Here is a 24257-nt window from a genome sequence, read left to right as displayed (position 1 = left end):
GGGGCCCTCATCGGACAGCCTTCCGGTTCCAGACCCCGTCCTCCCGCATCATGTTCATCAGCAATCCTTCGCGCAGGCCGCGATCGGCGATGCGCAGGCGCTCCGAGGGGAACGCCCGGCGGATCGCCTCGAGGATCGCGCAGCCCGCGAGCACGAGATCGGCGCGGTCGCGGCCGATGCAGGGGTTGTCGGCGCGCTGTTCCAGCCGCGTGTCGAGCAGGTCGTCGATGGCGGTGGAGACTGCGGCGTCGCTCATCCACAATCCATCGACCCGCCGGCGCTCGTAGCGCGCGAGCCGCAGATGCATCGCCGCGATGGTCGTGACGGTGCCAGACGTGCCGAGAAGGTGGAAATGGGGCGCGGTCGCGGCGGCAGCGGCCCGAAGGGCGAAGGCGGACAGCTTCTCGGCCACTTCCTCGACCATGCCCTCGAACATGCGGCGGGTGACCTCGGCGCCGCCGTGGCGCTCGGCCAGGGTCACCACGCCCACGGGCAGCGAATCCCAGGCGCGGATCCTGAGCGTCGGATCGGTCGACGGATTGGCCGCCGCGCCGTCCAGCCACGCGATCTCGGTCGAGCCGCCGCCGATGTCGAAGATGATCACCGATTCGGCCAGCGGATCCGCCAGCGCCGCGCAGCCGGTGACCGCGAGATAGGCCTCGGTCTGCCGATCGACGATCTCGAGGTCGAGGCCGACGCCGCGGCGGACGCGCTCCACGAAGGCGGCCCCGTTCACCGCGAGGCGGCAGGCCTCCGTGGCGATGATCTTGGCCCGCTGCACGCCGCGCGCCTGCATCTTGGACCTGCAGATCCGCAGGGCCTCCACGGTCCGCTCGATCGCCGCCTCGCTCAGGCGGTCCGACGTGCCGAGGCCTTCGCCGAGACGGACGATCCGTGAGAACGCATCGATCACCCGGAAGCCGCTGAAGGTCGGCTCCGCGACCAGCAGGCGGCAATTGTTGGTGCCGAGGTCGAGCGCCGCGTAGGCGGCGCGCCGACGCTCACGGCCCGGCAATGGGGCTGGCGTCTGAAGCGGCACCGCGCCGGTCTGGATTCGGGACGGCGCGGCCGCGGCGGTCTCGTCCCTCATCGGCGCGGCCGTCGATCCTTCGGGTCGGCCGTGAGCGTCGCGCTCGGCCTTTGTTGATCTGTGACCCTACAGGCTCAGCGGGGAACTGCAACGCCCCATCGCGGTCGCGATCAGGCGACGGCCTTCATGGCGCTGGCCCGGCGCGGGATCGGGCGCAGGAGACTCTTCACCTGGGAATAGGGGCGGGGCCGGTTGATCACCTCGTCCAGGCGAGACCACAGGGTCTTCGGCGAGAACGGCTTGGCGATGATCTCGTTGACGCCGAGCGCCACCGCACGGTCGACCACGTTCCGGCGCGGCTGGGCCAGCATCAGGATGATCGGGATCGTGGGGCAGGGAGAGGTGGTCGGCGTCCGCGCGAGCCGGATGAACTCCTCGCCCGACAGGATCGACAGATCCCAGTCGATGATGCTGATATCGGGTTTGCTCTCGGCCAGCACGCCCAGCGCCTCCGCCCCGTCCGGCGCCTCCAGGACCCGCTTGATACCGACGCGCATCAGCATGTCGCGCACGATTCGGCGGATGTAGAGACTCTCGTCGACGACGAGGGCCGAGAGATCGGGGAAGGTCGGGGTTGCGATCATGGCCGGCGGGCTCTGCGGGGCGCGGCGCCGAGTCTAGGCGGGACAGCCTTTGCGTTTCGCTAACGCCTTCCCTCGAATGAGTAAGGACCGACCCGGGATCGGGGGCGGACTCCGTTGTTTGCCGCAAGAAAGTAACGAAACGGGCGCGTCTGAGCCAAGAAGGTCCTTGCGGTCAAGGCCCGATTGCGTCAGGACTGGGGCGTTATTCTTGGTTACCGCGACCTGGGGTAATGATAGTGCGGGGCGTGGGCTGTCTGGGATGGCGCGCACGCGGTATTCGAGACAAGGGCGGCGGACGGTTTTTGCGAGCTTTCGATGGGACGTGGTCGTGATTTCAGGGGGCCGCAGAAGCGCGGCTTCGACGAGGGTGGCGAGCCGAGATGGCCTGATCAGGCACCCCCGAGCGGCGGATACGGCGGCGGCGGTTTCGGCGGTGGCGGCGGCGGTTTCGGCGGCGGCGGTTTCGACCGTGGTCCGGCGCGCGGCGCGGCACCGGTCGCGTCCGGACCGGAGCGCGATGCGACGGTCAAGTGGTTCAACAAGGAGAAGGGCTTCGGCTTCGTCGAACTCGGCGACGGTTCGGGCGATGCCTTCCTCCACATCCGCGCCGTCGAGGCGGCAGGCCACGATGACCTGATGCCGGGCACCCGGCTGACGGTCACGACGGCCCAGGGTCAGAAGGGTCCGCAGGTGACCAGCGTCACCAGCGTTGACACGTCCACGGCCGAGGCGCCTGCGCCCCGGCGCGAGTTCCGTCCGCGCACCGGCGGCTTCGGTGGTGGCGCTGGCGGCGGCTACGGTGACCGCGACCGCGGCGGCGGTGGTGGTTACGGCGGCGGCGGCGGTTTCGGTGGTGGTGGCGGTGGTGGCCGCTTCGCCAGCGGCCCGTCCGTCGAGATGAGCGGCACCGTGAAGTGGTACGATCCCGCCAAGGGCTTCGGCTTCGTGTCGGTGAACGACGGCGGTAAGGACGTCTTCGTGCACCGCTCCGCTCTGTCCCGCGCCGGGCTCGATTCGCTCGCCGAAGGCCAGCAGGTCACGCTCGGCGTGGTCGAGGGTCAGAAGGGCCGCGAGGCTCAGAGCATCAACGTCGAGGATTGAGGGCGCGCGGCGGTCGCTTTGCCGCCGCGATCCTGAGAAGACTACGAGGCGGCGGTCCTGTCTGGGACCGTCGCCTTTCTCGTTCCTGGACGATCGATGCGCTGCTTGATGCTGCCGACGGCTCTGCTCCTGCTTTCGGGCAGCGCCCGGGCTGAGGATTTCACGGGCTTTTATGCCGGGATCAACGCGGGCTACGGCTGGGGCACCGGGCACCGCGGCCCTGAGGGAGGCCGCCCCGTGACCGCCGGATCGTCGGCCCTCTCCAAGCCGGAGGCCGGCCCCGATCTGCCGCCGAGTGCCCGGAATGCCGCCATCGCGATCCGCGGATCCGACCGATCCGCAACGCCCGGAACGACCGGTCGTTGAGACGGGCTGCCGCGCAAGCCGGGACTTTCATCTCTCGGCCCGACCCGGGCCATCCTAACCGCCTCAATTCACACTGGAATCGTTCTGGAACATACGCGTTGCCTGCCGGGCGCAGCCGCTGCTAGGTCGCGATATGACTTTACGGAAGCGAGAGGGGGCGCGATGAGTGCCCATGCCGTGCCCACGCTGGCCGATCGCTTGGCGGTCGCCGGCCGGGTGCTTCTGGCGGCGTTCGGCGGTTATGCCGTTGCCGCACTCGCGTGCGCCTGGCTGGCGCTGATTCTCCCCGGCCCGAGGGCCGAAGCAGTATCCGCCGCGACCCTCGCGAGCTTCAGCATCATGGCGGCGGCCGTGATCTGGGTGTTCGCCGCCCGGACGATCGCGCGCGCCACCCTGGTCCTAGGGGCTGCGGCGCTTCTGCTGACCGTGGCCTTGTGGCTGGCCGGCGGCTTCAGGCACGGGGTCGCCCTGTGAGCCGCGCGCGGAGCTTCCGCCAGTCCATGGCGTGGCTGCACACGTGGTCCGGCCTCGTGGTCGGCTGGGTGCTGTTCGCCATCTTCGTCACCGGGACGGCCAGCTATTACCGCAGCGACATCTCGCGATGGATGCGGCCCGAGCTGTCCGAGGAGGCGCCGGATCCGGTGGCGGCGGCAACGCGCGCCGGTGTGTTCCTGCGCAAAACCATGCCGGACGCCGCCGGCTGGTCGGTCAAGCTGCCGAACGCCGAGGCTTCGGTCGTCGAGGTCTACTGGTGGCAGAACCTGGATGGGCCCTACCATCAGGCGCTGCTCGATCCGTTGACGGGCGAACCCGCACGCGTCCGCGACACGCGGGGCGGCGACTTCCTCTACCGCTTTCACTTCGAGTTGAGCCTGCCGCCGATCTGGGGGCGCTGGATCGTCTCGGGCTGCGCGATGATCCTGCTGATCGCGCTGATCTCCGGGATCGTGACGCACCGGCGCATTTTCGCCGACTTCTTCACCTTCCGCCGGGACAAGTCCGTCCAGCGCGGCTGGCTCGACGCCCACAACGTGATGGGCGTTCTGGCGCTGCCCTTCCACCTGATGATCGTCTACACGGGCCTCGTCACCCTGTCGTCGATGCTCATGCCCTGGGGCGTGAAGGCCGTCTACGGCGACGACCTGCTCCGGTACTATGCGGAGGCGGGATTGGCGGCGCCGGGAGCCGGCCCCGCCGGGCGTCCGGGCGTGCCGCTCCCCTTGGGCGAGATCGTGGCGCGCGCCAGCGCGGCGGGCGGCGAGACGCCCGAGATGCTGATGGTGACGCTTCCCGGGGACGCCAACGCGACCGCGACGGCGTATTTCGAGGAGCCGCATGGGCTCGCGCATCTCCATCCGCAGATCGTCTATGCGGCCGGAACCGGCGCGGAACTCGCGCGCGTCAGCGAAGCCGGCGCTGCGACCCGGACGGCCGCCGTGATGGCGGGGCTGCACGAGGCGCATTTCGCGTCCGCTCCGTTGCGTCTCGTGTTCTTCCTCTGCGGCGTGATGGGCGCGGCCACGGTTGCGAGCGGGCTGGTCCTCTGGACCGTGGCGCGGGCGCCCAAGGGCGCGGATCCCGACCGATTCGGTCTACGGCTCGTGCGATTCCTCAACCTCGGCACCATCGCGGGGCTGCCGGTGGGACTCGCGGCCTATTTTCTGGCCAACCGTCTGCTGCCCTACGGGCTCGAGGCCCGGGCCGATTGGGAGGTCCGCGTATTCTTCGCCGCCTGGGTCGCCGCGGCGCTCGCCGCAGCCCTGTATCCGCGACAGCGAGCGTGGCCGATCGCCCTCGGGGTGGCGGCCTGCGCCTTCCTGGCGATCCCGTTGGTCGATGCGGTCCTCGTCGGCCAGAACCGGTTCCTCGGTTTCGATGCGGCGATGGCGGCTGTGGGTCTGGCCCTTGTCGCGGGCTCCCGGCTGGCGGCACGGCGACGGCCGGCGGAATCGCGGCACGGCCAGCCCAGCCTGTCCCGGGCGGCGGAGGCATGACCGCGGCCGCACTGATCCTCAGCCTTCTCCTGAGCTTCTCGGGCTTCGCCGCCCTGGCCCTCAGCCTCGACCGGCATCACCGGGCGGCCTACCGGATCAGCGTCCCGGACCGGCGCGTCGCCAGCTTGCGGATGGCAGGCTGGTGCGGGCTCGCCCTCTCGTTCGCGGCGGCCATCGCGGCGGCTGGCTGGAATTTCGGCCCGGTGCAGTGGATCGGATCGCTGACCGGGTCCGCCTTAATCGTGGTGGCGTTCATCGCCTATCGGCCGACCTGGCTGCGCAACGCGGCACTGGCGGCGCTGCCGCTCGCGGCGGCGGCCGCTCCGCTCGCCCTGCTCAGGTAAGCAGGCGCATCGGAGTCTTCGTCGATCGGTGGTGAGTCGAACGGTCATCGGGACGCTGGAATGGCCTTTGAAGGCGGCTCGGACCACTCCGACGCCGAGGATATCTGTCCGCTCGCGGTGAGGTCCGGAAGAGCGTAGGATCGGCCCACTCGCGCACTGGCCAAAAGTCCACCTTGATTCGGCAGGCCAAAAGCCATTGGCTGCGAACAGAGCGGAAGCGGATGCGGCCCCGACGATCGGTCGCCCGAGCGCCAGCTTAAGCCCAAGAGCCGCGGTTCGCGAGGCCGGGGCCTATGGAGGGAACACAGCGATGAACAAGCCGGAATTCCTCGGCGACGCCAAGGTCAAGTCGCCGTTCTCGGCCCGCTACGAGAACTTCATCGGCGGCCAGTGGGTCGCCCCCGCGGCCGGCCGCTACTTCGAGAACACCTCCCCGATTACCGGCAAGGTGGTGTGCGAGGTGGCCCGCTCCGACGCGCAGGACGTCGAGAAGGCGCTCGACGCCGCCCACGCCGCAAAGGAGGCCTGGGGCCGCACGGCGCCGGCCGAGCGCGCCCGCATCCTCCTCAAGATGGCCGACCGGATGGAGGAGAACCTCGATCTGCTCGCCCTCGCCGAGACCTGGGACAACGGCAAGCCGATCCGCGAGACGACCCACGCCGACATCCCGCTGGCCATCGACCATTTCCGCTACTTCGCCGGCTGCGTGCGGGCGCAGGAAGGCTCGATCTCCGAGATCGACCACGACACGGTCGCCTACCATTTCCACGAGCCGCTGGGCGTGGTCGGCCAGATCATCCCGTGGAACTTCCCGATCCTGATGGCGGTGTGGAAGCTCGCCCCGGCGCTCGCCGCCGGCAATTGCGTGGTCTTGAAGCCCGCCGAGCAGACCCCGGCCTCTGTGCTGGTGCTGGCCGAGATCATCGGCGACCTGCTGCCGCCGGGCGTGCTCAACATCGTCAACGGCTTCGGCCTGGAGGCCGGCAAGCCGCTCGCCTCCTCGCCGCGGATCGCCAAGATCGCCTTCACGGGTGAGACGACCACCGGCCGCCTCATCATGCAGTATGCGTCGCAGAACCTGATCCCGGTGACGCTGGAACTCGGTGGCAAGTCGCCGAACATCTTCTTTGCCGACGTGGCGAACGAGGACGACGACTTCTTCGACAAGGCGCTCGAAGGCTTCACGATGTTCGCCCTCAACCAGGGCGAGGTCTGCACCTGCCCGAGCCGCGCGCTCGTCCATGAGTCGATCTACGACCGCTTCATGGAGCGGGCGGTGAAGCGCGTCGAGGCGATCACGCAGGGCTCGCCCCTCGATCCGGCCACGATGATCGGCGCCCAGGCTTCGGGCGAGCAGATGGAGAAGATCCTCAGCTACATCGACATCGGCAAGCAGGAGGGCGCCCAGCTGCTCACCGGCGGCGAGCGCAACGTCAAGGAGGGCGAGTTCGCCGAGGGCTTCTACGTGAAGCCGACGGTGTTCCGCGGCCACAACAAGATGCGGATCTTCCAGGAGGAGATCTTCGGCCCGGTCCTGTCGGTCACGACCTTCAAGGACGATGCCGAGGCGCTCGCGATCGCCAACGACACGCTCTACGGCCTCGGCGCCGGCGTCTGGACCCGCGACGGAACCCGCGCCTATCGCTTCGGCCGGGCGATCCAGGCCGGCCGCGTCTGGACGAACTGCTACCACGCCTACCCGGCTCACGCGGCCTTCGGCGGCTACAAGCAGTCCGGCATCGGCCGTGAGACCCACAAGATGATGCTCGATCACTACCAGCAGACCAAGAACATGCTGGTCAGCTACTCGGCCAAGAAGCTCGGTTTCTTCTGAGCTTCTTCCCGGGTTAACCCCCCGAGACAACTTCAGCCCCGGCCTCACGGCCGGGGCTTTTTCGATCCAGCAACACCGCGCTCAGTAGAGGCCGTAGCCGTAGCCCTCGAAGGGGGCGTTGACGATCGAGCCCGGCGCCATCGGGCCGGCATCGCCGCTGACGCTGGGCACGTCGTCCGGCGGACCGTCCCAGCCGACGACACCCATGGGATTGTCGGGCGTGACGTTGGGATTCCCCGCGACGCGCCACGCATGCTGGACGAACAGCGGCTGTTCGCGCGGCTGGACGCGGAGCGACAGCGGTTCGGCGGCGGCGGGCCCGGCAAGACCGGTCAGGGCAAGGACAACGCAGGCGGCTTTTCTGAGAACTGACATGACGGGCGCTCCCGAGGCGTCGGGCGGCAACCGCCGCCCTCCGTCGACACAACGCGCATCGCGACGTTTCGGGACCTGCATTCGCTCGCGTTGCGGTGGAAACCCGCCGGCAACCGCGCATATTTCAACATCGACTGGGGAGGATGGCATGAATTCGGATCAGACCTTGGACGCCAACGTCGCCGAGCAGGCCGGCGCCGACGGAACACCCCTGCGGGTGACCGCCACCCCGGCGGCTCTCGCCCTCATCGACGAGTTGCGGAGCGAGTACGGCCCGGTCATGTTCCATCAGTCCGGCGGCTGCTGCGACGGCTCTTCGCCCATGTGCTACCCCGTCGGTGATTTCCTGGTGAGCGACGGGGACGTCCGACTCGGCACCGTCGGCGGCGCCGAGTTCTTCATCAGCCGGTCGCAATTCGAGGTCTGGAAGCACACCCACCTGCTCCTCGATGTGGTGCCGGGGCGCGGCGGCATGTTCTCGCTGGAGAATGGACGCGAGAAGCGCTTCCATATTCGCTCGCGCCTGTTCTCCGACGCGGAGAACCGGGCCCTCGAAGGGGCCTGCAAACTCTGAGGACGAGCTTCGCGGGGAGGGGGCACGATGGCCACCGTCAAACTCTGGTCCGATGCCGAGGCCGAAACCGACCCGCGCATCGGCGCCGTGTTCGCCGACATCCGGGCGACCCGCGGCTCCGACTTCATCAACAATTTCTGGCGGGGCCTCGCCAACGATCCGGCACTGCTCGAACGGACTTGGTCCGTCCTGAAGACCGTCATGGGACCGGGAACACTCGATCCCCTGACCAAAGAGCTGGTCTACATCGCGGTCTCGATCGCCAATGGATGCCCGTACTGCATCCATTCCCACACCGCCGCTGCGCGGGCCAAGGGCTTGACGGACGCGCAGCACGGCGAGTTCCTGGCGGTGGTCGGCATGGCCAACCAGACCAACGCGCTGGTGAACGGCATGCAGATCCCGGTCGATCCCGCCTTCAGAGTGGAGGAAGGTCCATGAGTTCCGTGTCCGGTCAAGGGGAGCAGGGTTTCCGGGTGCTTCGCGAGAGTGCGCCCTTCCGCGGCAAGCAGGGGCACATCTACCGGCCGGCGGTCTCCGCCGAAGCCGTGGGCTCGAAGGCGCTGCACATGCAGCTCCTGGAGATACCGCCTGGGGAGCGTGCCCATGCGCACAAGCACGAATCGCACGAGACGGCAATCTACGTGCTGTCGGGGGTGTCAGGCTGTTTCTGGGGCGAGCGGCTGGAGCATCACGCGATCGCGGGGGCCGGCGAGTTCGTCTATATCGCCGCCGACGTGCCGCACCTGCCTTACAACCGCAGCCAGACGGAGCCCGTCACCGCCGTGATCGCCCGGACGGATCCCAACGAGCAGGAGAGCGTCGTCCTGCTGCCGCACCTCGAGGCCGGCGTCGACTGGTCCAAGGCCGAGGGGTAGCGCTCAGCGCTGTTCGATCCGCTCATTGGCGAGGCGCTCGGCGCGCGAGCGCTCGTCGGCGGAAAGGCCGGACAGCGTCTGATCCAGCCACGCGTCGGACAGGCCCTGTCCGGCAGCGGCAAGGTTCCAGGCCGCAGCCTCGACGGGATTCTTGGCGATGCCACGGCCGACCGCGTAGAGGCGCGCGACGCGGTTCTGCGCGATGGCGTTGCCGCGCGAGGCTGCGTGCAGGAAATAGCGGGCGGCCGCCCGCTCGTCCTTGGTGACGCCGGTGCCGTTGAACAGAAGGATCGCGTACTCGACCTCACTGGCGAGATCGCCATTGTCGGCGCCGCGCCTGAACAACTCCGCCGCCTTGGACGGATCCTTCGGTACCCCGCGACCCTGGAGGTAGAGAACGCCCAGATCGTGCTGGGCGGGGCCGATCTCCGCATCGGCCGCCTTGCGGAACTGCGCGGCGGCCGCCGCCTCGTCGGCCGTGGCCCCGGTGCCGATCAGGATCAGGCCGAGATTGTAGGCGGCGGTCGGCGAGCCTTGGGACGTGGCCTGTTCCAGCCATCGGCGCCCGGCCTTCGGATCCTTCGGCATACCGCGTCCGTCGAGCGCCATGAGCCCGAGGGATGCCATGGCGGACGGGTCGTTCTGTGCGGCGGCCAGACGATACCAGTCGGCGGCCTTCACCGGGTCCTGCTTCACGCCGAGGCCCTGGTTGTACAGCTCCCCGAGAAGCGTCATGGCGGCGGCGTCCTTCGGATTCGCCTCGATGCGCTTCGTCGCCTCGCGGAAGGCCGTGACGTACTGGCCCTTCTGATAGGCGCCGTAGGCGAGATCCGGCGGCTGACCGCCCTGCGGCGGCACGGCGCCCCGGGTGTAGTTCGGCGTATAGGGGCTCGGCAGTTCCGGCATCGGCTTCTTGCCGGTCTGCGCGGGGGACCCGATCGATCCGGGCGCCGCGGCCGCGGCCGGGTCGGCCGGAGCGGAGACGGCCCAGGTCGGCAGTGCGAGCACTGCCGCTCCGACGAAAGCCAACAGATGACGGGCGTTGCGGCGCCTCACGCGGCAGCCTCCCGAAGGACGCGCTGGGCCCGCTCGACAGCTGCCGGATCCGACAGCCAGAGGCCGCTCTCCAATCCCACGAACTCCGCGCCTGTCGCGCCGAGCGGCCCGATCTCGTCGGCGGCGACGGCCACCGCGATGCACGGCGTCTCGAAGATTTCAGCCCACCAGGTGGCGCGGGCCCGGACGGTCTCAGCCTCCGGCGCGACACCGTCCGGATACAGCCCGCCGAACATCAGATAGTCGATACCCGCCTCGCCGGCTTCCATGGCGCCATGCTTGGTCTCGATGCCTCCAGCACCGAGGATGCGCCCGTCGCGCAGCCGGCCGCGCAGATCCTTCAGGTCGCGCGGCTTGTCGACATGGATGCCGTCGGCGCCGCCGCGGATCGCCACCGTGGCGAGATCACCCGTGAAACCCGGACAGGCCACGACCAGGGCCGCGCCCCGCTCCTGCGCCACCGGAGCGACCGCCTTCACGCGGGCCGTCAGCCCGCGCTCGTCGGTGGCGGCGAGCCGCAGGATTACGGCGGCGACATCGCCCGCTTCGCAGGCGGCCTTCAGGGCCGCCACGAAGCCTTCGAGTCCCTCGGCGTCGAGACCGTGCGGTCCGAGAAGGGCGAGGCGGGCACTGGTGCTCATCGGGGGCGACAACCGGCGCCTTACCGCGCGCCGATCTTCGGATCCAGGGCGCCGCTGGCGTAGCGCTTGGCCATCTCGGCGACCGAGATCGGCCGGATCTTCGAGCCCTTGCCGGCGGTGTTGAACTCCTCGAAGCGCTGCTTGCAGAGCTTGGTCATCGCCTCCATGGCGGGCTTCAGGTACTTGCGCGGGTCGAACTCGGAGGGGTTCTCGGTGAGGACCTTCCGGATCTGACCGGTCATCGCCATGCGGTTGTCGGTGTCGATGTTGATCTTGCGCACGCCGTGCTTGATGCCGCGCTGGATCTCCTCGACCGGAACACCCCAGGTCGGCTTCATCTGGCCGCCGTACTGGTTGATGATGTCCTGCAGGTCCTGCGGCACCGACGAGGAGCCGTGCATGACGAGGTGGGTCGTCGGCAGGCGGCGGTGGATCTCCTCGATCACGTTCATCGCCAGCACCTCGCCGTCGGGCTTGCGGGTGAACTTGTAGGCGCCGTGGCTCGTGCCCATGGCCACCGCCAGCGCGTCCACCTTGGTGGCCTCGACGAACTTCACGGCCTCCTCCGGGTCGGTCAGGAGCTGGTCGTGGCTGAGCGTACCCTCGGCGCCGTGGCCGTCCTCGGCCTCGCCCTGGCCGCTCTCCAGCGAGCCGAGCACGCCCAGCTCACCCTCGACCGAGACGCCGGCCCAGTGGGCCATCTTGGTGACGTTGCGGGTGATCTCGACGTTGTAGTTGTAGTCGGCCGGGGTCTTGCCGTCGGCCTTCAGCGAGCCGTCCATCATCACCGAGGTGAAGCCATACTGGATCGCGGTGGCGCAGGTGGCTTCGTTGTTGCCGTGGTCGAGATGCATGCAGACGGGGATGTGCGGGTAGATCTCGACGAGGCCGTCGATCAGCTTGGCCAGCACGACGTCGTTGGCGTAGGCGCGGGCGCCACGGCTCGCCTGGAGGATCACCGGCGAGTCGGTGGCATCGGCGGCCGCCATGATGGCGAGCCCCTGTTCCATGTTGTTCAGGTTGAAGGCGGGCACGCCGTACTCGTACTCAGCGGCGTGATCAAGGAGCTGCCGGAGGGTGATGCGTGCCATCGTGCGTGTCTTCCCGTTTCCCGTTTCGTTGTCCGACCGATCGCCGGAGGCGCGGTGAGGCCCTCAGCTGGGCTGTATCGTTTCGCTCTGCCGGGTGCCTTGCTTTCGGTCAATCTCCGACGCGGCGCAGGCCATTCTTTCGGCGGATGATCCCCGGTCGGTCCGGCTCACCAGGGACGCGACGCGGTCCTCGACCTCGCTGACCCGCGCGTCAGACCTTACCGCCGTGGCCCGCATCGTCACGCGCATCCCGGCCGCGTTCAGACGATCGATCCGCGCCTCGAGCCTGTCGAAGCGCGTCACCGTCTCGGACCGCAGATCCGCCAGGCTCGCCTGGATGCCCCTTAGATTCTTGAGGGTCCCGTTCTCCCCATCGTCACCCATCGCCCCGGCCCCCCGGCTGATCAAGGCCGGCAGTATAGATAGGGTCGGGCCAATGGGGGAGGAGCGCAAGGTGGCCGTCTCAGCCCTTCGCCCGCAGCGCCTCGACGCCCGGGAGGGCCTTGCCCTCAAGCCATTCGAGGAAGGCGCCGCCGGCGGTCGAGACGTAGGTGAAGTCCTGCGCCACGCCGGCATGGTTGAGCGCGGCCACGGTGTCGCCGCCGCCCGCAACCGAGACGAGCTGGCCATCCTTCGTCCGCGCGGCCGCGTGCTTGGCGGCGGCCACGGTGGCGGCGTCGAATGGGGTCAGCTCGAAGGCGCCCAGCGGGCCGTTCCACACCAGGGTCTTGGCCCCGTCGATGGCGGCATTGATCTCGGCGACCGAGCGCGGACCGGCATCGAGGATCATGCTCGCGTCCGGCACGGAATCCACCGGCACGGTCTCGTGGGGAGCCTGCGCCTTGAACTCGGTCGCGGCGACCGCGTCGACCGGCAGGATGATCCGGCAGCCGGCCTTCTCGGCCGCCGCCAGGATGCGCGTGGCGGTCTCGGCGAGATCCTTCTCACAGAGGGACTTGCCCACCGCCTTGCCCTGCGCGTGCAGGAACGTGTTGGCCATGCCGCCGCCGATCACCAGCATGTCGACCTTGGCGACGAGGTTCTCCAGGAGATCGATCTTGGACGAGACCTTGGCGCCGCCGACCAGCGCGATCACCGGGCGCTGGGGCGATTCCAGGCCCTTGGTCAGCGCGTCGAGCTCGGCCTGCATCTCGCGGCCGGCATAGGCCGGCAACCGGTGCGCCAGACCCTCGGTGGAGGCGTGGGCGCGGTGGGCTGCCGAGAAGGCCTCGTTGACGTAGACGTCGCCGTTCGCCGCCAGGGCGTCCGCGAAAGCCGCGTCGTTCTTCTCCTCGCCGGGATGATAGCGGGTGTTCTCCAGGAGGAGGACGTCGCCGTCCTTCAGGGCCGCCACCGCCTGCGCGGCGGCGTCGCCCACGCAATCCGCCGCGAAGGCGACGGTGTGCCCGAGGGCCGCGCCGAGGGCCGGGACTACCGGCTCCAGCGAATCCTTCGGCTCGCGCTTGCCCTTCGGCCGGCCGAAATGAGCCAGCAGGATCACCCTGGCGCCCTGCTCGGCGACCTCGCGTATCGTCGGCGCGACGCGCGCGATGCGGGTCGCGTCGGTCACCCGCCCGTTTTCCATGGGCACGTTCAGATCGACGCGCATGAGTACCCGCTTGCCCTTGAGGGAGCCGGCATCGTCGAGGGTGCGGAAGGCGCTCATGCGGTCTGGTGCGGTCCTGTGCGGGGCGAGGGCGATTACTGCGCGGTGGTGCCGATGGTGGCCCGCTGCGGCAGCAGGCGGTCGAGATTCAGACGCTGGACGGCGACCATCAGGACCACGGTCAGGATGGCGGTGATCACGGCGGTAAGGACGAGGGCGCCGGTCCCGGGCAGGCGCCGGGTGCGCTCGGCGAGGCCGCGCATCTCCGTCCGGAGCGCCGCCAGGTCGGACTGGCGCGCCGATTCATTCATCCGGTTCGCCGCATTCTCGACCTTGTCCTCGACTCGGGACAGCAGTGCCTCGGAGCGGGCATACTTGTCCTCGATCCGCGAACACTTGTCCTCGATCCGCGCGAGCTGATCGAAGAGCTGGTTGGCCGGAAGCGGGTGGGATGGGACCGCGGGTGCGGCAGGGGCCGCGGTCGGTGCGGCGGCGGGTGTGGCGGGCGGCGGCGGAGCCGGCTTGGGGGCGGGCGGCACGGCAGCCGGCCCGCTCGACGTGCCCTGCGAAGCGTCGGTCATCCCTGGAGAGTCCCTGGTTCGAAGAAAGGCCGTCCGAAGAGTGGTGCGGCCGCCGACCTCTCAGGAGGCGGCGACCGCTGCAGTCCGGCTCAGATGAGCTTGGCCATCGCCACGGCGGTGTCGGCCATGCGGTTCGAGAAGCCCCACTCGTTGTCGTACCAGGTCAGGATGCGCACCAGCACGCCGTCCATCACCTTGGTCTGGTCGAGGTGGAAGGTCGAGGAATGGGGATCGTGGTTGAAGTCGATCGAGACGTTCGGCCGGTCGGTGACGCCCAGCACGCCCTTGAGCGGGCCGGCTGCGGCGGCCTTGATGGCGTCGTTGATCTCCTGGACCGTCGTCGCGCGCTTGGCCGTGAAGACGAGGTCCACCGCCGAGACGTTCGGGGTCGGCACGCGGATCGCGGTCCCGTCGAGCTTGCCCTTCAGCTCCGGCAGCACGAGGCCGACGGCCTTCGCGGCGCCGGTCGAGGTCGGGATCATCGAGAGCGCCGCGGCGCGGGCCCGGTAGAGATCCTTGTGCATCTGGTCCAGCGAGGGCTGGTCGTTGGTGTAGGAGTGGATCGTGGTCATGAAGCCGCGCTCGATGCCGACCGCGGCGTCCAGCACCTGGGCGACCGGCGCCAGGCAGTTGGTGGTGCAGGAGGCGTTCGACACGACGTGGTGCTCGCCCGTGAGCTTGTCGTGGTTGACGCCGTAGACCACCGTCAGGTCGGCGCCGTCGGCCGGGGCCGAGACGAGGACGCGCTTGGCGCCGGCGTCGAGATGGGCCTTCGCCTTGTCCTTCGAGGTGAAGATGCCGGTGCATTCCAGCGCGATGTCGACGCCGAGGTCGCGGTGCGGCAGCTCGGCCGGGTTGCGCACGGCCGTGACCTTGATGCGCTTGCCGTTCACCACCAGGAACTCGCCGTCCACGGCGACCTCGCCGGGGAAGCGGCCGTGCACTGAGTCGTAGCGGAGCAGGTGGGCGTTGGTCTCCACCGGGCCGAGATCGTTGATCGCCACGACCTCGATGTCGCTGCGGCCGGCCTCCGCGATCGCGCGCAGGACGTTGCGGCCGATGCGTCCGAACCCGTTGATGGCAACCTTCGTCACGGCGTGACTCCTTCCTGATGCGGCTCGCCGCGCGCCGGACCTGGGGGATGGTCCGCGGAGCGGTCTCGGCGGCCCGCCATACCGTCCGGGCCGGGCCGGGCGGGATCTGTGCGGGCGGGTTTGAACCTGCGATGAACCGGACCGGGAGAGGCCGGGCTTCCACGCGCGTGACCGTCGGATCGGACGGTGCCGGCTGAGGCCTCGGAACTGTCGCGGACCGGCCCTCCGGCATGTCTCGCGCGGTCCCTCTCGGGATCGCGCGGCTGTCTAGCATGGAGCCTCGACCTGTCAAACGCGTCGCCGTGACAAAGACCTTCGATCCACCGTCCAATAAACAGGGATCGGCACGATCCATTCGGAGTTCACCCGGATCGGGGATCGAAGGCCATTTCCCCCTGGAATTTCGGCTGCATTCGACGGAAAGCTTGCTGTCGAGGTAGACACAGAACCATGGCCGACGAGACCGAGCTCCGTTCCATCGACGACGCCCTCCGCCGCCTCGAGGCGGCCATCAACCGCCTGGATGCCGTCGTCCAGCGCCGCCTTGAGGTGGCCGCGCAGCCCGACGACCGGGATGCGGAACTCGCGCTGATGGACGAGGATCGGGCCCGCCTCGCCGCGGCTCTCGACGCTGCGAGCGCCCGTCTCGCCACCGTCTCGGCGACCACGGGGGAGGTCGGGCATCGGCTCGACCGGGCGATCGAGACCGTCCAGGATGTGCTCGGGCGCGCCTGATCCCCACGCCTACGCCTGTCGAGCGCACAGCGGAGCCGCCTTTGCCGCAGATCAACGTGACCATTGATGGCCGCTCTTACCGCATGGCCTGCGGGGAGGGGGAGGAGGCGCATCTCACCGGCCTCGCCGCCACCCTCGATGGGCGCATCGGCGAGATGCGCAAGAGCTTCGGCGAGATCGGGGACATGCGCCTTCAGGTCATGGCGGCGTTGACCATCGTCGACGAGCTCGCGGAGCTGCGCATGCGGTACGCGACCCTAGAGACCGACGTCGCGGCGCTGCGCGCCGCTGCCGAGGCTGCCGAGCGTGGGCGAGCGGAGGATGCCGAGCGGGCGGCCGTCGGAATCGGGCGGGCGGCCGAGCATATCGGAAAGCTCGCCGACGCGCTCGGCGGGGTGAGTCCGCGCACGTGAACGACACCACGTGAACGAAAAGGAGCCGGACGCCTGCACTGTCGAACCGGTTCGCATTCCGACGCCGCGCGCGAGCCATTCGCGGACCGCAATCCGACCCCGGCGGCGCCGACAGCGGCGGGATTGCCGGGAAGCCTCACCCCCTCTGGACTGACGTGGATGCGGGCACGACGCCGGTCCCCTTGAACACGACCGTCACCGGCTGCCGGTGCTGATCGACCGTTCGAGGCCCTTTCGGTTCGTGGTCGGACTGGTCTTCGCGCAACCGTGAGACCGTCCGGGGCCGGGTTGCCGCGCCGGACCGATCATCGCCGCCGAAAACCTCATTCCGTCTCGGCGATGTAGCGCCCCAGCGCCGCCGCCGCCCGGAGCATGTGCGCGCGCATTCGCCGGGCGGCCGTCTCGCCGTCCCCTTCGGCGATCGCCGCCAGGATCTCGCCGTGTTCCTCCCGCGAACGGCGGATCCGGTCGGCGTGGCGGAGCTGCGTGCGCCGGAACGCGGCGAGGCGCTCGCGGATCGCCAGGGCCTGCTCGGCCATGAAGCCGTTGTGGGTCGCCGTGTAGAGCGCCTCGTGGAAGGCGCGGTTGAACCGGTCGTAGGCGTCGACGTCGCCCGCCTCGACCGCCTTGGCGGATTCCTCGTGAAGCTCCATGAGCTCCCCGCGCTCCAGGGGCGTCATCCGGTAGGTGGCGAGCCGGGCGCACATCGCCTCGATCTCGGCGGTCGTCTCGAACATGTCGGCGATCCGCTGCGGCGTGAGGCGCACCACCACGACGCCCCGGCGGGGCCGGATCTCCACGAGCCCCGAGGCCGCGAGCTGGCGCAGCGCCTCCCGGACGGGCGTGCGCGACGCGCCGTAGCGATCGGCCAGGTTCTGCTCGTCGAGGGCCGTGCCGGCCGCGATAGTCCCTGACGCGATGGCGTCGGTGAGCGCGTCGCGGATCCGGTCCGAGAGCAGCCCGCTGTCGATCTTCTGAAAGTCGCCGTGCATCCGCCGTTCCTCAATCATCCCATGAGCGGCGCCTGCCAGTCTTCGGGAAGACGATGCGGAACCATACCCTAATCCGCACGGGCGAATCCGCATCGCGACCGGACGCGCCGGAACGAAGCCGCTTCAGCCGACCAGGGCCCGCACCGTCAGGAACAGGATCGAGGGGCCGACGAGGCAGCCGATTCCGGTGTGGAACGTCGCCGTCAGCGCGCCGTAGGGGACGAGCTTCGGATCGGTCGCCGCGAGGCCGCCCGCGACCCCGCTGACCGTGCCCATCAGGCCACCATACGCCATCGCGGAGCGCGGGTTGTCGAGGCCGATCAACCGGGCCACCAGGGGCGTCCCGACCATGACCATGACCGCCTTGGTCACCCCGGTCGCGATGGACAGCGCCATCACGGTGGAATCCGCGCCGATCGCCGCGCCGGTGACGGGCCCGACGATGTAGGTGATCGCCCCCGCGCCGATCGTCGTGATCGAGACCGCGTCGTGATAGCCGAAGGCCACGGCGGTCAGGGTGCCGACGATGAACGGCAGGATCGTCCCGAGGGCGAGGGCCAGGACGCCCAGCAGGCCCGCACGCCGCGCCTCGATCACGTCCACCTCGAAGGCGGTGGCGACGATGGCGAAGTCGCGCAGCATCGCCCCGCCCATCAGGCCGATCCCGGCAAGCGCCGGGATGTCGGCGAGGCCCTTCTTCCCGCCCGTGTAGAGCCCGCCGAGATAGGCGAGCGCCAGCCCCAGCACGATCGCGATCGCGGAGCCGTGGACGCGGCCCTTGGTGAGGCGCTTGGCGGCGTAGTTCGAGACGAGGATCAGCGCGCCGACCACCGCGAAGGCGGCCACGAGGCTCTGCTCGACGAAGACGTGCTCGATGCCGTGCCAGATGTCGTGTCCCATGGCGTTCACCCCTTCCTGGCGCCGGGCGCGGCGGCCGGCGCCACCGCTTCGGGCTCGGCGTCGCCGCCGATCACGGAGCCGCCATGCTCCACGGCGTCGCTGCCGGGATCGCGCCGTCCGATCCGGCTGAGCAGGGCGACGGCGCCGAAGCACAGGACCAGGGAGCCTGTCGCCGCGATCAGCACGATCGGACCGCCGCTCACGGCCGCCACGACGTTCTGCTGGGCCGCCATGGCGACCACGATCGGGATGTACATCCCCGCCCAGAATTCGACGCCGAACTGGACCCCTTTGGTCAGGCGACCCCGGTGCGACAGCCACAGGCGCGCGGCGATGAGCAGGATCATGGCGATGCCGACGCCGCCGACATTCGCCTTGACGCCGAGAGCGAGGCCAAGAAGGTCGCCGAGATACACGCCGATCAGCGTGGCGGCGGCGAGCAGGGCGACACCGAGGACGATCATCGGCGTTGCCCGTTCACTGGAGCGGCGCTTCCGGCCGCATCCGACAGCCGTGTGGACGCGTGCAACATGGCGCGTTCCCTTCCCGGATCGGCCTCGGGGGCCGTTGCGCGAAGTATGCAATATGTTCACACGCACGCAATCCCGTATACGAAACTGTGATTGCGCCGGGTTTGAAAATACCGGAACAACCGCTAGATATCATTTGGTACACCGGTTGGAGCACGCGGATGGGCGAGTGGCGCGGTGAGAGGCGGGCGCGGGACGCGCGCATCGCGGCGGGGCGCGCCCACGCGGACGGCAAGGTCGTGCCGGCCGGGGCCGTGGTCGACCTGCTGGAGTCGATCCTGCGGCCCGGCGACCGTGTCTGTCTCGAGGGCGATAATCAGAAGCAGGCCGACTGCCTCGCCCGCGGCCTGAGCGCCTGCGATCCCGACAAGATCCACGACCTGCACATGGTCCAGTCGGGGATCGTGCTGCCCGAGCACCTCGACGTGTTCGAGACCGGGATCGCGAAGCGGCTCGACTACTCGTATTCCGGTCCGCAGGGCGCCCGCATCGCCAAGATGCTCTACGGCGGCCAGATCGAGCTCGGCGCGGTCCACACCTACCTGGAGCTGTTCGCCCGCTACTTCGTCGATCTGACGCCCAACGTGGCGCTGATCGCCGGCGTTTCGGCCGACCGGAACGGCAACCTGTATACGGGGCCGAACACCGAGGACACGCCGACCGTCGTGGAGGCGACCGCCTTCAAGAACGGCGTCGTGGTCGCGCAGGTCAACGAGATCGTCGACACGGTGCCGCGGGTCGACATCCCGGGCGACCGGGTGGACTTCGTGGTCGAGGCCGACACGCCGTTCTACGTCGAGCCGCTCTTCACCCGCGATCCGGCGGCGATGACCGAGACCCAGATCCTAATCGCCATGATGGCGATCAAGGGGATCTACGCCGAGTACGGCATCCGCCGGCTGAACCACGGAATCGGTTTCGGGACCGCGGCGATCGAGCTGCTGCTGCCGACCTACGGCGAGAAGCTCGGCCTGAAAGGCAAGATCGCCACCCACTGGGCGCTCAACCCGCACCCGACCCTCATCCCGGCGATCGAATCCGGCTGGGTCAAGCAGGTCCACTGCTTCGGCTCCGAGGTCGGGATGGACCGCTACATCCGTGAGCGGCCCGACATCTTCTTCACCGGCGCGGATGGAAGTCTGCGCTCGAACCGGGCCTTCTGTCAGACCGCCGGTCTCTACGCCTGCGACATGTTCATCGGGGCGACGCTCCAGATCGACCTGATGGGCCATTCCTCGACCGTCACGCAGTCCCGGGTGGCGGGTTTCGGGGGCGCCCCCAACATGGGCTCGGACCCGCATGGCCGGCGCCATCCCTCCGATGCCTGGATGAAGGCCGGCCGTGAGGGCCAGATCGTCGGCGACCCGGCGCTGATGCGCGGGCGCAAACTCGTGGTGCAGCTGGTGGAGACCTTCGGCGACAAGCTGGTCCCGACCTTCGTGGAGAAGCTCGACGCCCTCGAACTGGCGAAGAAAATCGGCCTCGAACTGGCGCCGGTCATGATCTACGCCGACGACGTGACCCACATCGTCACCGAGGAGGGTATCGCGAACCTCCTGCTCTGCCGGGACGCGGACGAGCGCGAGCAGGCGATCCGGGGCGTCGCCGGCTACACCGAGGTCGGTCGCGGCCGGGACCGGGCGAAGGTGGAGGCGCTCCGCGCCCGGGGTGTCATCCGTCGCCCCGAGGATCTCGGCATCGAGCCCCTGGACGCCGACCGGGCGCTGCTCGCCGCGAAGTCGATCAAGGATCTCGTGCATTGGTCCGGCGGGCTCTACGAGCCGCCGGCCCGGTTCCGGAACTGGTGAGCGGCGCGCGATGAAGGGTCCTCTGGCAAGGAGCCGGCCATGGAATCTCTGACCTTCCGCCACACCACGAAGAAGCCGCTGCCCGGCTCGGTGCCGAGCGCGATCACCGGCGTCGTGGCGTCCGGCAACCTGGAGATTCTGCTGGAGCGCGTCCTGCCGCCGGATGCCTGCGAGGTGGCCGTCGAGACCCCGATCGCCGGCTACGGCGACGTCTGGGAGGCGGTGGTGGCCGATTTCGTCGCCCGGGCGCAGCCCGGGGGCCTGCGCATCAGCATCAACGACGGCGGTGCCCGCCCCGACACCGTGTCGCTGCGCCTGCTCCAGGGCGCGCGGCTGATGGAGGCCTGACCATGGCTGGCGACCGCGCCGCGAGCATCGATCCGGACGCCCTGAGCTGGTACGAGGCCACCGCCCGCCAGAGGGTGCTGGCGCTCACCGATCCGGGAAGCTTCCGCGAGTTCCTGCCGCCGACGGAGCGGCGCATGAGCCCGCACCTGCCGCTGTTCGACCTGCCGCGCGCCTTCGACGACGGCATCGTGGTCGGCCGCGCGCGCCTCGACGGCGAACCGGTCCTGATCGCCGCCCAGGAGGGCCGCTTCATGGGCGGGGCCTTCGGCGAGGTGCATGGGGGCAAGCTGGTCGGCCTGCTCCGGGCGGCCCTGGCGCTGAAGCCGAAGGCGGTGCTGATCCTGTTCGACACCGGCGGCGTCCGCCTGCAGGAGGCTAATGCCGGCGAGACGGCCATCGCCGAGGCCATGCGGGCCATCGTCGATGTGCGCGCCGCAGGCATCCCGGTGATCGGGCTGATCGGCGGCCGGGCCGGCTGCTACGGCGGCGGCGGCCTGATCGCCGGCACCTGCTCGCGGCTCGCGGTCTCGGAGGGCGGCCGCATCTCGGTGTCCGGCCCCGAGGTCATCGAGACCAACAAGGGCGCGGAGGAATTCGATTCCCGCGACCGGGCGCTAGTCTGGCGCACCATGGGCGGCAAGCACCGCCGCCTGATCGGGGGTGCCGACGCCTTCTGCGCCGACACCGTCTCGGCCTTCCGCAAGGCCGCCCGCGATCTCGTCGGCCGCGCGCCGGCCTTCGACCTGGACACCCTTGAGGCCGAGCAGGCCCGCCTGGAAACCCGGATCGACCGGTTCGGCGATTGCCGCGACGCCACGGATGTCTGGGCCCGCCTGGGCGTGAACGATCCAGAATCCGTGCCGGCGATGGATACGGACGCCTTCGCGGAGACCGTGGCGCGGAGCCCGGAGGCCGACCATGACGCTCGCTGAGATCCTCGCCTCCCTCTTCCCGCAGGGCCACGCGGTCGCGGTGCGCGAGGGCCTCGTGACCGGCACCGGTCCGTTCGGGGACGGCCCGATGCACGTGGTGGGCATCGACGGCGACACGCCCCTCGGCGTCGACGGGGCGCTCGTCCTGTCGCGCGCCGTGCTCAATGCCGTGCGCACCGGCGACCGCGCGCCGATCCTGGTGGCGGTGGATTCCGACAGCCAACGCATGAGCCGCCGTGACGAGCTTTTGGGTCTCAACGAATGCCTCGCCCATCTCGCCAAGGCGCTGCTCCTGGCGGATCGGTCGGGCCATCCGACGATCGGGCTGATCTACGGCCACTCGGCCGCCGGCGCCTTCATCGCCACGGCCCTCGCGACGCGGGTCCTGGCGGCACTGCCCGGGGCCAATCCCAGCGTCATGGATCTGCCGTCCGTCGCCCGGGTGACCAAGCTGCCCCTCGACACCCTTGAGGAGATGGCCAAGTCGACCCCCGTCTTCGCCCCCGGCCTCGACAACATGGTGGCGGCCGGTGCCGTTCACGTCGTTCTGGACCCGGACCGGCCCCTTGGCGGCCAGATCCGCGCGGTGATCGACACGATGGAGGCGGAGGACGTCCGCGACCGGCTGGGCGCCGAGCGGGGCGGCCGCCCGGTCGCCCACACCGTCGCGGCGGCCGTCGCCGATCAGGCGCGCCTTGGCTGAGCCCTTCCGACGCCACGACCTCGTCCGCGTCGATCCGGCGGCCTGGGCGGCGTGGCGCGCGGACCGGCCCGATCTCTGCGCCGTCCCCCATCTGGAGGGCTGGGCCGCGGCGGGCCGGCCCTTGATCGTCCGCCGCCGTGTTCCCGGGGAGACCGGCGACGCGGTGCCGCTCGGCCTGCCGCTGCCGCCCGCGGACGGTAAGCGGCGGATCGGGCTTGCCCTGCCGGCATCCGCGCTGTCGCCCGTACCGGCGGTGAGCCTCACCGAGGCCACCGCCCACGCCCCGGCGTGCTGGGGTCCGGCCGTCGACGCCCTCACGGCGCTCGGCCGACGGCACGGCCTGGTGCCGCGCCCCTTCGGCAGCCTCCTCTGGCAGGCTGTCACGGGCCTCACCTACCTGAGCGCCGCCTCCGACCTCGACCTGCTCTGGCCGTGCCGAGTTCCGGTGCCGGTCGGTCTTCTCGACGGTATCGCCGCCGTGGCTGAGACGGCACCGATGGGCATCGATGGGGAGATCCTGCTGCCGGACGGCGCCGGTCTGCACTGGCGCGAGCTGCGCGACGCGCCTGAAGACGGTTCGGTGCTCGCCAAGAGCCTGGGCCGTCTGGCCCTGCAGGCGGTCGCGGGCCTGCGCGGCCCCGGCCCGGCATGACCCTCGCGATCCTCCTCTCCGGGCAGGGCGGCCAGCACCCGGCCATGTTCGACCTCACGGCCGATCATCCGGCCGCGCAGGACGTGTTCGCTTCCGCCAGACCGCTTCTCGGCGGCACCGATCCGCGCGACTTGGCCCGCGCGGGCGGCGACAACCTGCAGGCGAATCGGACCGGTCAGATCCTGTGCTGCGTCGCCGCCCTGACGGCGTGGCGGGCGCTGGCCGGGGCGGCATCGGACCGCTCGATCGTGGCCGGCTACAGCATCGGCGATCTCGCGGCCTGGGGCGTCGCCGGACGCCTCGACCACGCGGACGTGCTCGCTCTCGCTGCGCGACGCGCGGAGGCCATGGATGCCGCTTCCGGCGCGGGGTTCGGGCTGGCGGGGATCCGCGGTCTGAGCCTCGACGCGCTCGCGGATCTTGCGGCACGCCACGGTTGCCACATCGCCATCCGCAACGCGGCCGACAGCGGCGTCGTCGGCGGTCCGCGCGAGGCGCTGGCGGCGCTGTGCCGGGATGCGACCGGCTCGGGCGCGCAGCGGGCCGTGGTCCTGCCCGTCCACACGCCGTCGCATACGCCCCTGCTGGATGCCGCAACGGTGGCCTTCCGGGACGCGCTCGCCGCGGTGTCGCCGCGCCGTCCGCCGGCCCGCGCGCCGCGCCTGGTCAGCGGGCTGGACGGGAGCGCGGTGTTTCGCGACGCGGACGGTCGCGAGAAGCTGGCGCTTCAGATCTCGCGCACGATCGACTGGGCCGCCTGCCTTGAGGCGTGTCGCGAGTACGGCGCGGACCGCGTGCTCGAACTCGGACCGGGGCATGCCCTCGCCACGATGGCCCGGGCCGCCCTCCCGGCGGCACGCGTCCACGCCGTCGAGGAATTCCGCTCGCTCAGCGGTGTGACGGACTGGCTCGCGCGACCTTAGTCACGCCGCACATATGCCGCACATCCATTGCGGTTGGCCGTGCCTCTGCGACGCTAGTCTGGTGATGGGCCAGTCCGGCCCCGCTCGCCTGGCACAATACTGATGTCGACAC

Annotated in this window: 30 protein-coding genes; 17 read left to right on the top strand and 13 right to left on the bottom strand. The window is 70.0% G+C overall.

Translation table 11 applies throughout. From position 1 onward, the window contains the following. Nucleotides 1-7: 7 nt before the first annotated feature. Together PQI07_RS03490 and PQI07_RS03485 are read right to left on the bottom strand one after the other, a co-directional pair. On the bottom strand, nucleotides 8-1090 hold the full coding sequence (locus PQI07_RS03490; protein ID WP_111473158.1) for a Ppx/GppA phosphatase family protein: 1083 nt from the start codon (nucleotides 1088-1090) through the stop codon (nucleotides 8-10). 110 nt (nucleotides 1091-1200) lie between these two features. After that, on the bottom strand, nucleotides 1201-1674 hold the full coding sequence (locus tag PQI07_RS03485; protein WP_012317168.1) for a response regulator: 474 nt from the start codon (nucleotides 1672-1674) through the stop codon (nucleotides 1201-1203). Between the two features lie 315 nt (nucleotides 1675-1989). Between PQI07_RS03485 and PQI07_RS03480 the strand changes: the two genes are divergently transcribed. The 6 genes from PQI07_RS03480 (at nucleotide 1990) to adh (ending at nucleotide 7313) form a co-directional block, all read left to right on the top strand. Further along, a complete protein-coding gene (locus tag PQI07_RS03480) occupies nucleotides 1990-2775 on the top strand; it encodes a cold-shock protein (RefSeq protein ID WP_043755040.1) in 786 nt (261 codons plus the stop codon). A gap of 108 nt (nucleotides 2776-2883) precedes the next feature. Continuing rightward, nucleotides 2884-3141 carry a hypothetical protein gene (locus tag PQI07_RS03475; protein WP_236952815.1) on the top strand — a complete coding sequence of 86 codons (258 nt, stop codon included), beginning with the start codon at nucleotides 2884-2886 and terminating at the stop codon, nucleotides 3139-3141. A gap of 162 nt (nucleotides 3142-3303) precedes the next feature. Further along, a complete protein-coding gene (locus PQI07_RS03470) occupies nucleotides 3304-3615 on the top strand; it encodes a hypothetical protein (RefSeq protein ID WP_043345251.1) in 312 nt (103 codons plus the stop codon). A gap of 26 nt (nucleotides 3616-3641) precedes the next feature. Next, nucleotides 3642-5135, top strand: coding sequence for a PepSY-associated TM helix domain-containing protein (locus PQI07_RS03465; protein WP_274926050.1), 1494 nt, complete (start codon nucleotides 3642-3644; stop codon nucleotides 5133-5135). Next, the gene (locus tag PQI07_RS03460) at nucleotides 5132-5479 is read left to right on the top strand and encodes a DUF3325 domain-containing protein (RefSeq protein WP_043345237.1); all 348 of its coding nucleotides are present in this window, start codon (nucleotides 5132-5134) and stop codon (nucleotides 5477-5479) included. Before PQI07_RS03465 ends, PQI07_RS03460 begins: the two co-directional genes overlap by 4 nt. Before the next feature lie 310 nt (nucleotides 5480-5789). Then, complete coding sequence (gene adh / locus PQI07_RS03455) at nucleotides 5790-7313, top strand: aldehyde dehydrogenase (protein WP_043345235.1); 1524 nt, start codon at nucleotides 5790-5792, stop codon at nucleotides 7311-7313. A gap of 81 nt (nucleotides 7314-7394) precedes the next feature. On the opposite strand, the gene PQI07_RS03450 is transcribed toward adh, so the two are convergent. Next, nucleotides 7395-7688, bottom strand: coding sequence for a hypothetical protein (locus tag PQI07_RS03450; RefSeq protein ID WP_043380252.1), 294 nt, complete (start codon nucleotides 7686-7688; stop codon nucleotides 7395-7397). Nucleotides 7689-7836: 148 nt separating this feature from the next. On the opposite strand from PQI07_RS03450, the gene PQI07_RS03445 reads away from it, so the two are divergent. Genes PQI07_RS03445 through PQI07_RS03435 form a run of 3 tightly spaced genes read left to right on the top strand, consistent with a single transcriptional unit; the run spans nucleotide 7837 to nucleotide 9140 of the window. After that, complete coding sequence (locus PQI07_RS03445) at nucleotides 7837-8262, top strand: DUF779 domain-containing protein (RefSeq protein WP_043345230.1); 426 nt, start codon at nucleotides 7837-7839, stop codon at nucleotides 8260-8262. 27 nt (nucleotides 8263-8289) lie between these two features. Beyond that, entirely contained in the window at nucleotides 8290-8703 is a 414-nt protein-coding gene (locus PQI07_RS03440) for a carboxymuconolactone decarboxylase family protein (RefSeq protein WP_043345227.1), read from the top strand. Further along, a complete protein-coding gene (locus PQI07_RS03435) occupies nucleotides 8700-9140 on the top strand; it encodes a cupin domain-containing protein (protein ID WP_179697880.1) in 441 nt (146 codons plus the stop codon). The genes PQI07_RS03440 and PQI07_RS03435 overlap by 4 nt, the downstream gene beginning before the upstream one ends. Before the next feature lie 3 nt (nucleotides 9141-9143). Here the strand turns inward: PQI07_RS03435 and PQI07_RS03430 are convergent, their stop codons facing one another. The 7 genes from PQI07_RS03430 to gap form a co-directional block, all read right to left on the bottom strand. Further along, nucleotides 9144-10148: a tetratricopeptide repeat protein gene (locus PQI07_RS03430; RefSeq protein WP_342462100.1), complete on the bottom strand. Its 1005-nt coding sequence runs from the start codon at nucleotides 10146-10148 to the stop codon at nucleotides 9144-9146. 44 nt (nucleotides 10149-10192) lie between these two features. Further along, nucleotides 10193-10837: a thiamine phosphate synthase gene (locus PQI07_RS03425; RefSeq protein WP_274926048.1), complete on the bottom strand. Its 645-nt coding sequence runs from the start codon at nucleotides 10835-10837 to the stop codon at nucleotides 10193-10195. A 20-nt stretch (nucleotides 10838-10857) separates the two neighbouring features. Continuing rightward, nucleotides 10858-11928 (bottom strand): class II fructose-bisphosphate aldolase, encoded by a 1071-nt coding sequence (gene fba, locus PQI07_RS03420; RefSeq protein WP_043345222.1) that lies wholly within the window; start codon nucleotides 11926-11928, stop codon nucleotides 10858-10860. 63 nt (nucleotides 11929-11991) lie between these two features. Beyond that, nucleotides 11992-12231: a hypothetical protein gene (locus PQI07_RS03415; RefSeq protein ID WP_274926047.1), complete on the bottom strand. Its 240-nt coding sequence runs from the start codon at nucleotides 12229-12231 to the stop codon at nucleotides 11992-11994. Between the two features lie 160 nt (nucleotides 12232-12391). Continuing rightward, a complete protein-coding gene (locus PQI07_RS03410; RefSeq protein WP_043755049.1) occupies nucleotides 12392-13594 on the bottom strand; it encodes a phosphoglycerate kinase in 1203 nt (400 codons plus the stop codon). Between the two features lie 35 nt (nucleotides 13595-13629). After that, a complete protein-coding gene (locus tag PQI07_RS03405) occupies nucleotides 13630-14115 on the bottom strand; it encodes a hypothetical protein (protein ID WP_043755051.1) in 486 nt (161 codons plus the stop codon). An 89-nt stretch (nucleotides 14116-14204) separates the two neighbouring features. Further along, on the bottom strand, nucleotides 14205-15209 hold the full coding sequence (gap, locus tag PQI07_RS03400) for a type I glyceraldehyde-3-phosphate dehydrogenase (RefSeq protein WP_043345211.1): 1005 nt from the start codon (nucleotides 15207-15209) through the stop codon (nucleotides 14205-14207). Between the two features lie 450 nt (nucleotides 15210-15659). Between gap and PQI07_RS03395 the strand changes: the two genes are divergently transcribed. Further along, the gene (locus PQI07_RS03395; RefSeq protein WP_043380241.1) at nucleotides 15660-15944 is read left to right on the top strand and encodes a DUF4164 family protein; all 285 of its coding nucleotides are present in this window, start codon (nucleotides 15660-15662) and stop codon (nucleotides 15942-15944) included. 41 nt (nucleotides 15945-15985) lie between these two features. After that, nucleotides 15986-16357 (top strand): cell division protein ZapA, encoded by a 372-nt coding sequence (locus tag PQI07_RS03390; protein WP_043345206.1) that lies wholly within the window; start codon nucleotides 15986-15988, stop codon nucleotides 16355-16357. Nucleotides 16358-16680: 323 nt separating this feature from the next. Here the strand turns inward: PQI07_RS03390 and PQI07_RS03385 are convergent, their stop codons facing one another. From PQI07_RS03385 to madL, 3 genes are all read right to left on the bottom strand, one after another. Next, on the bottom strand, nucleotides 16681-17349 hold the full coding sequence (locus tag PQI07_RS03385) for a GntR family transcriptional regulator (RefSeq protein WP_043380236.1): 669 nt from the start codon (nucleotides 17347-17349) through the stop codon (nucleotides 16681-16683). Between the two features lie 123 nt (nucleotides 17350-17472). Then, entirely contained in the window at nucleotides 17473-18237 is a 765-nt protein-coding gene (gene madM, locus PQI07_RS03380; protein WP_043760600.1) for a malonate transporter subunit MadM, read from the bottom strand. Nucleotides 18238-18254: 17 nt separating this feature from the next. Further along, the gene (gene madL / locus PQI07_RS03375; protein ID WP_043755057.1) at nucleotides 18255-18713 is read right to left on the bottom strand and encodes a malonate transporter subunit MadL; all 459 of its coding nucleotides are present in this window, start codon (nucleotides 18711-18713) and stop codon (nucleotides 18255-18257) included. Nucleotides 18714-18940: 227 nt separating this feature from the next. On the opposite strand from madL, the gene mdcA reads away from it, so the two are divergent. From mdcA to PQI07_RS03345, 6 genes are read left to right on the top strand one after another with little or no spacing between them, the layout of a single operon-like run. Beyond that, nucleotides 18941-20587, top strand: a complete 1647-nt coding sequence (gene mdcA, locus PQI07_RS03370) for a malonate decarboxylase subunit alpha (protein ID WP_075381533.1) — start codon at nucleotides 18941-18943, stop codon at nucleotides 20585-20587. Nucleotides 20588-20626: 39 nt separating this feature from the next. After that, the gene (mdcC, locus tag PQI07_RS03365) at nucleotides 20627-20935 is read left to right on the top strand and encodes a malonate decarboxylase acyl carrier protein (protein ID WP_043380229.1); all 309 of its coding nucleotides are present in this window, start codon (nucleotides 20627-20629) and stop codon (nucleotides 20933-20935) included. Between the two features lie 2 nt (nucleotides 20936-20937). Continuing rightward, nucleotides 20938-21867 (top strand): biotin-independent malonate decarboxylase subunit beta, encoded by a 930-nt coding sequence (locus PQI07_RS03360; protein WP_274926046.1) that lies wholly within the window; start codon nucleotides 20938-20940, stop codon nucleotides 21865-21867. After that, the gene (mdcE, locus tag PQI07_RS03355) at nucleotides 21854-22570 is read left to right on the top strand and encodes a biotin-independent malonate decarboxylase subunit gamma (protein ID WP_274926045.1); all 717 of its coding nucleotides are present in this window, start codon (nucleotides 21854-21856) and stop codon (nucleotides 22568-22570) included. The genes PQI07_RS03360 and mdcE overlap by 14 nt, the downstream gene beginning before the upstream one ends. Next, on the top strand, nucleotides 22563-23222 hold the full coding sequence (gene mdcG / locus PQI07_RS03350) for a malonate decarboxylase holo-[acyl-carrier-protein] synthase (protein ID WP_274926044.1): 660 nt from the start codon (nucleotides 22563-22565) through the stop codon (nucleotides 23220-23222). The genes mdcE and mdcG overlap by 8 nt, the downstream gene beginning before the upstream one ends. Then, complete coding sequence (locus tag PQI07_RS03345) at nucleotides 23219-24145, top strand: acyltransferase domain-containing protein (protein ID WP_274926043.1); 927 nt, start codon at nucleotides 23219-23221, stop codon at nucleotides 24143-24145. The genes mdcG and PQI07_RS03345 overlap by 4 nt, the downstream gene beginning before the upstream one ends. The last annotated feature ends 112 nt before the right edge of the window (nucleotides 24146-24257 follow it).

Source organism: Methylobacterium sp. 092160098-2 (assembly GCF_028920805.1).
GTDB lineage: Bacteria > Pseudomonadota > Alphaproteobacteria > Rhizobiales > Beijerinckiaceae > Methylobacterium > Methylobacterium fujisawaense.
This window is presented reverse-complemented; position numbering and strand designations above follow the sequence as displayed.

What these genes read in the sequence shown, in the direction of transcription:
- PQI07_RS03480 (WP_043755040.1), top strand. Translation starts at nt 1,990, where the DNA reads ATGGGACGTGGTCGTGATTTCAGGGGGCCGCAGAAGCGCGGCTTCGAC.
- PQI07_RS03485 (WP_012317168.1), bottom strand. Translation starts at nt 1,674, where the DNA reads ATGATCGCAACCCCGACCTTCCCCGATCTCTCGGCCCTCGTCGTCGAC.
- PQI07_RS03475 (WP_236952815.1), top strand. Translation starts at nt 2,884, where the DNA reads ATGCTGCCGACGGCTCTGCTCCTGCTTTCGGGCAGCGCCCGGGCTGAG.
- madL (WP_043755057.1), bottom strand. Translation starts at nt 18,713, where the DNA reads ATGATCGTCCTCGGTGTCGCCCTGCTCGCCGCCGCCACGCTGATCGGC.
- PQI07_RS03460 (WP_043345237.1), top strand. Translation starts at nt 5,132, where the DNA reads ATGACCGCGGCCGCACTGATCCTCAGCCTTCTCCTGAGCTTCTCGGGC.
- PQI07_RS03405 (WP_043755051.1), bottom strand. Translation starts at nt 14,115, where the DNA reads ATGACCGACGCTTCGCAGGGCACGTCGAGCGGGCCGGCTGCCGTGCCG.
- PQI07_RS03425 (WP_274926048.1), bottom strand. Translation starts at nt 10,837, where the DNA reads ATGAGCACCAGTGCCCGCCTCGCCCTTCTCGGACCGCACGGTCTCGAC.
- mdcE (WP_274926045.1), top strand. Translation starts at nt 21,854, where the DNA reads ATGACGCTCGCTGAGATCCTCGCCTCCCTCTTCCCGCAGGGCCACGCG.
- PQI07_RS03440 (WP_043345227.1), top strand. Translation starts at nt 8,290, where the DNA reads ATGGCCACCGTCAAACTCTGGTCCGATGCCGAGGCCGAAACCGACCCG.
- mdcC (WP_043380229.1), top strand. Translation starts at nt 20,627, where the DNA reads ATGGAATCTCTGACCTTCCGCCACACCACGAAGAAGCCGCTGCCCGGC.
- PQI07_RS03360 (WP_274926046.1), top strand. Translation starts at nt 20,938, where the DNA reads ATGGCTGGCGACCGCGCCGCGAGCATCGATCCGGACGCCCTGAGCTGG.
- PQI07_RS03385 (WP_043380236.1), bottom strand. Translation starts at nt 17,349, where the DNA reads ATGCACGGCGACTTTCAGAAGATCGACAGCGGGCTGCTCTCGGACCGG.
- PQI07_RS03435 (WP_179697880.1), top strand. Translation starts at nt 8,700, where the DNA reads ATGAGTTCCGTGTCCGGTCAAGGGGAGCAGGGTTTCCGGGTGCTTCGC.
- PQI07_RS03465 (WP_274926050.1), top strand. Translation starts at nt 3,642, where the DNA reads ATGGCGTGGCTGCACACGTGGTCCGGCCTCGTGGTCGGCTGGGTGCTG.
- PQI07_RS03345 (WP_274926043.1), top strand. Translation starts at nt 23,219, where the DNA reads ATGACCCTCGCGATCCTCCTCTCCGGGCAGGGCGGCCAGCACCCGGCC.
- PQI07_RS03395 (WP_043380241.1), top strand. Translation starts at nt 15,660, where the DNA reads ATGGCCGACGAGACCGAGCTCCGTTCCATCGACGACGCCCTCCGCCGC.
- mdcA (WP_075381533.1), top strand. Translation starts at nt 18,941, where the DNA reads ATGGGCGAGTGGCGCGGTGAGAGGCGGGCGCGGGACGCGCGCATCGCG.
- PQI07_RS03470 (WP_043345251.1), top strand. Translation starts at nt 3,304, where the DNA reads ATGAGTGCCCATGCCGTGCCCACGCTGGCCGATCGCTTGGCGGTCGCC.
- PQI07_RS03410 (WP_043755049.1), bottom strand. Translation starts at nt 13,594, where the DNA reads ATGAGCGCCTTCCGCACCCTCGACGATGCCGGCTCCCTCAAGGGCAAG.
- fba (WP_043345222.1), bottom strand. Translation starts at nt 11,928, where the DNA reads ATGGCACGCATCACCCTCCGGCAGCTCCTTGATCACGCCGCTGAGTAC.
- PQI07_RS03490 (WP_111473158.1), bottom strand. Translation starts at nt 1,090, where the DNA reads ATGAGGGACGAGACCGCCGCGGCCGCGCCGTCCCGAATCCAGACCGGC.
- adh (WP_043345235.1), top strand. Translation starts at nt 5,790, where the DNA reads ATGAACAAGCCGGAATTCCTCGGCGACGCCAAGGTCAAGTCGCCGTTC.
- PQI07_RS03450 (WP_043380252.1), bottom strand. Translation starts at nt 7,688, where the DNA reads ATGTCAGTTCTCAGAAAAGCCGCCTGCGTTGTCCTTGCCCTGACCGGT.
- PQI07_RS03445 (WP_043345230.1), top strand. Translation starts at nt 7,837, where the DNA reads ATGAATTCGGATCAGACCTTGGACGCCAACGTCGCCGAGCAGGCCGGC.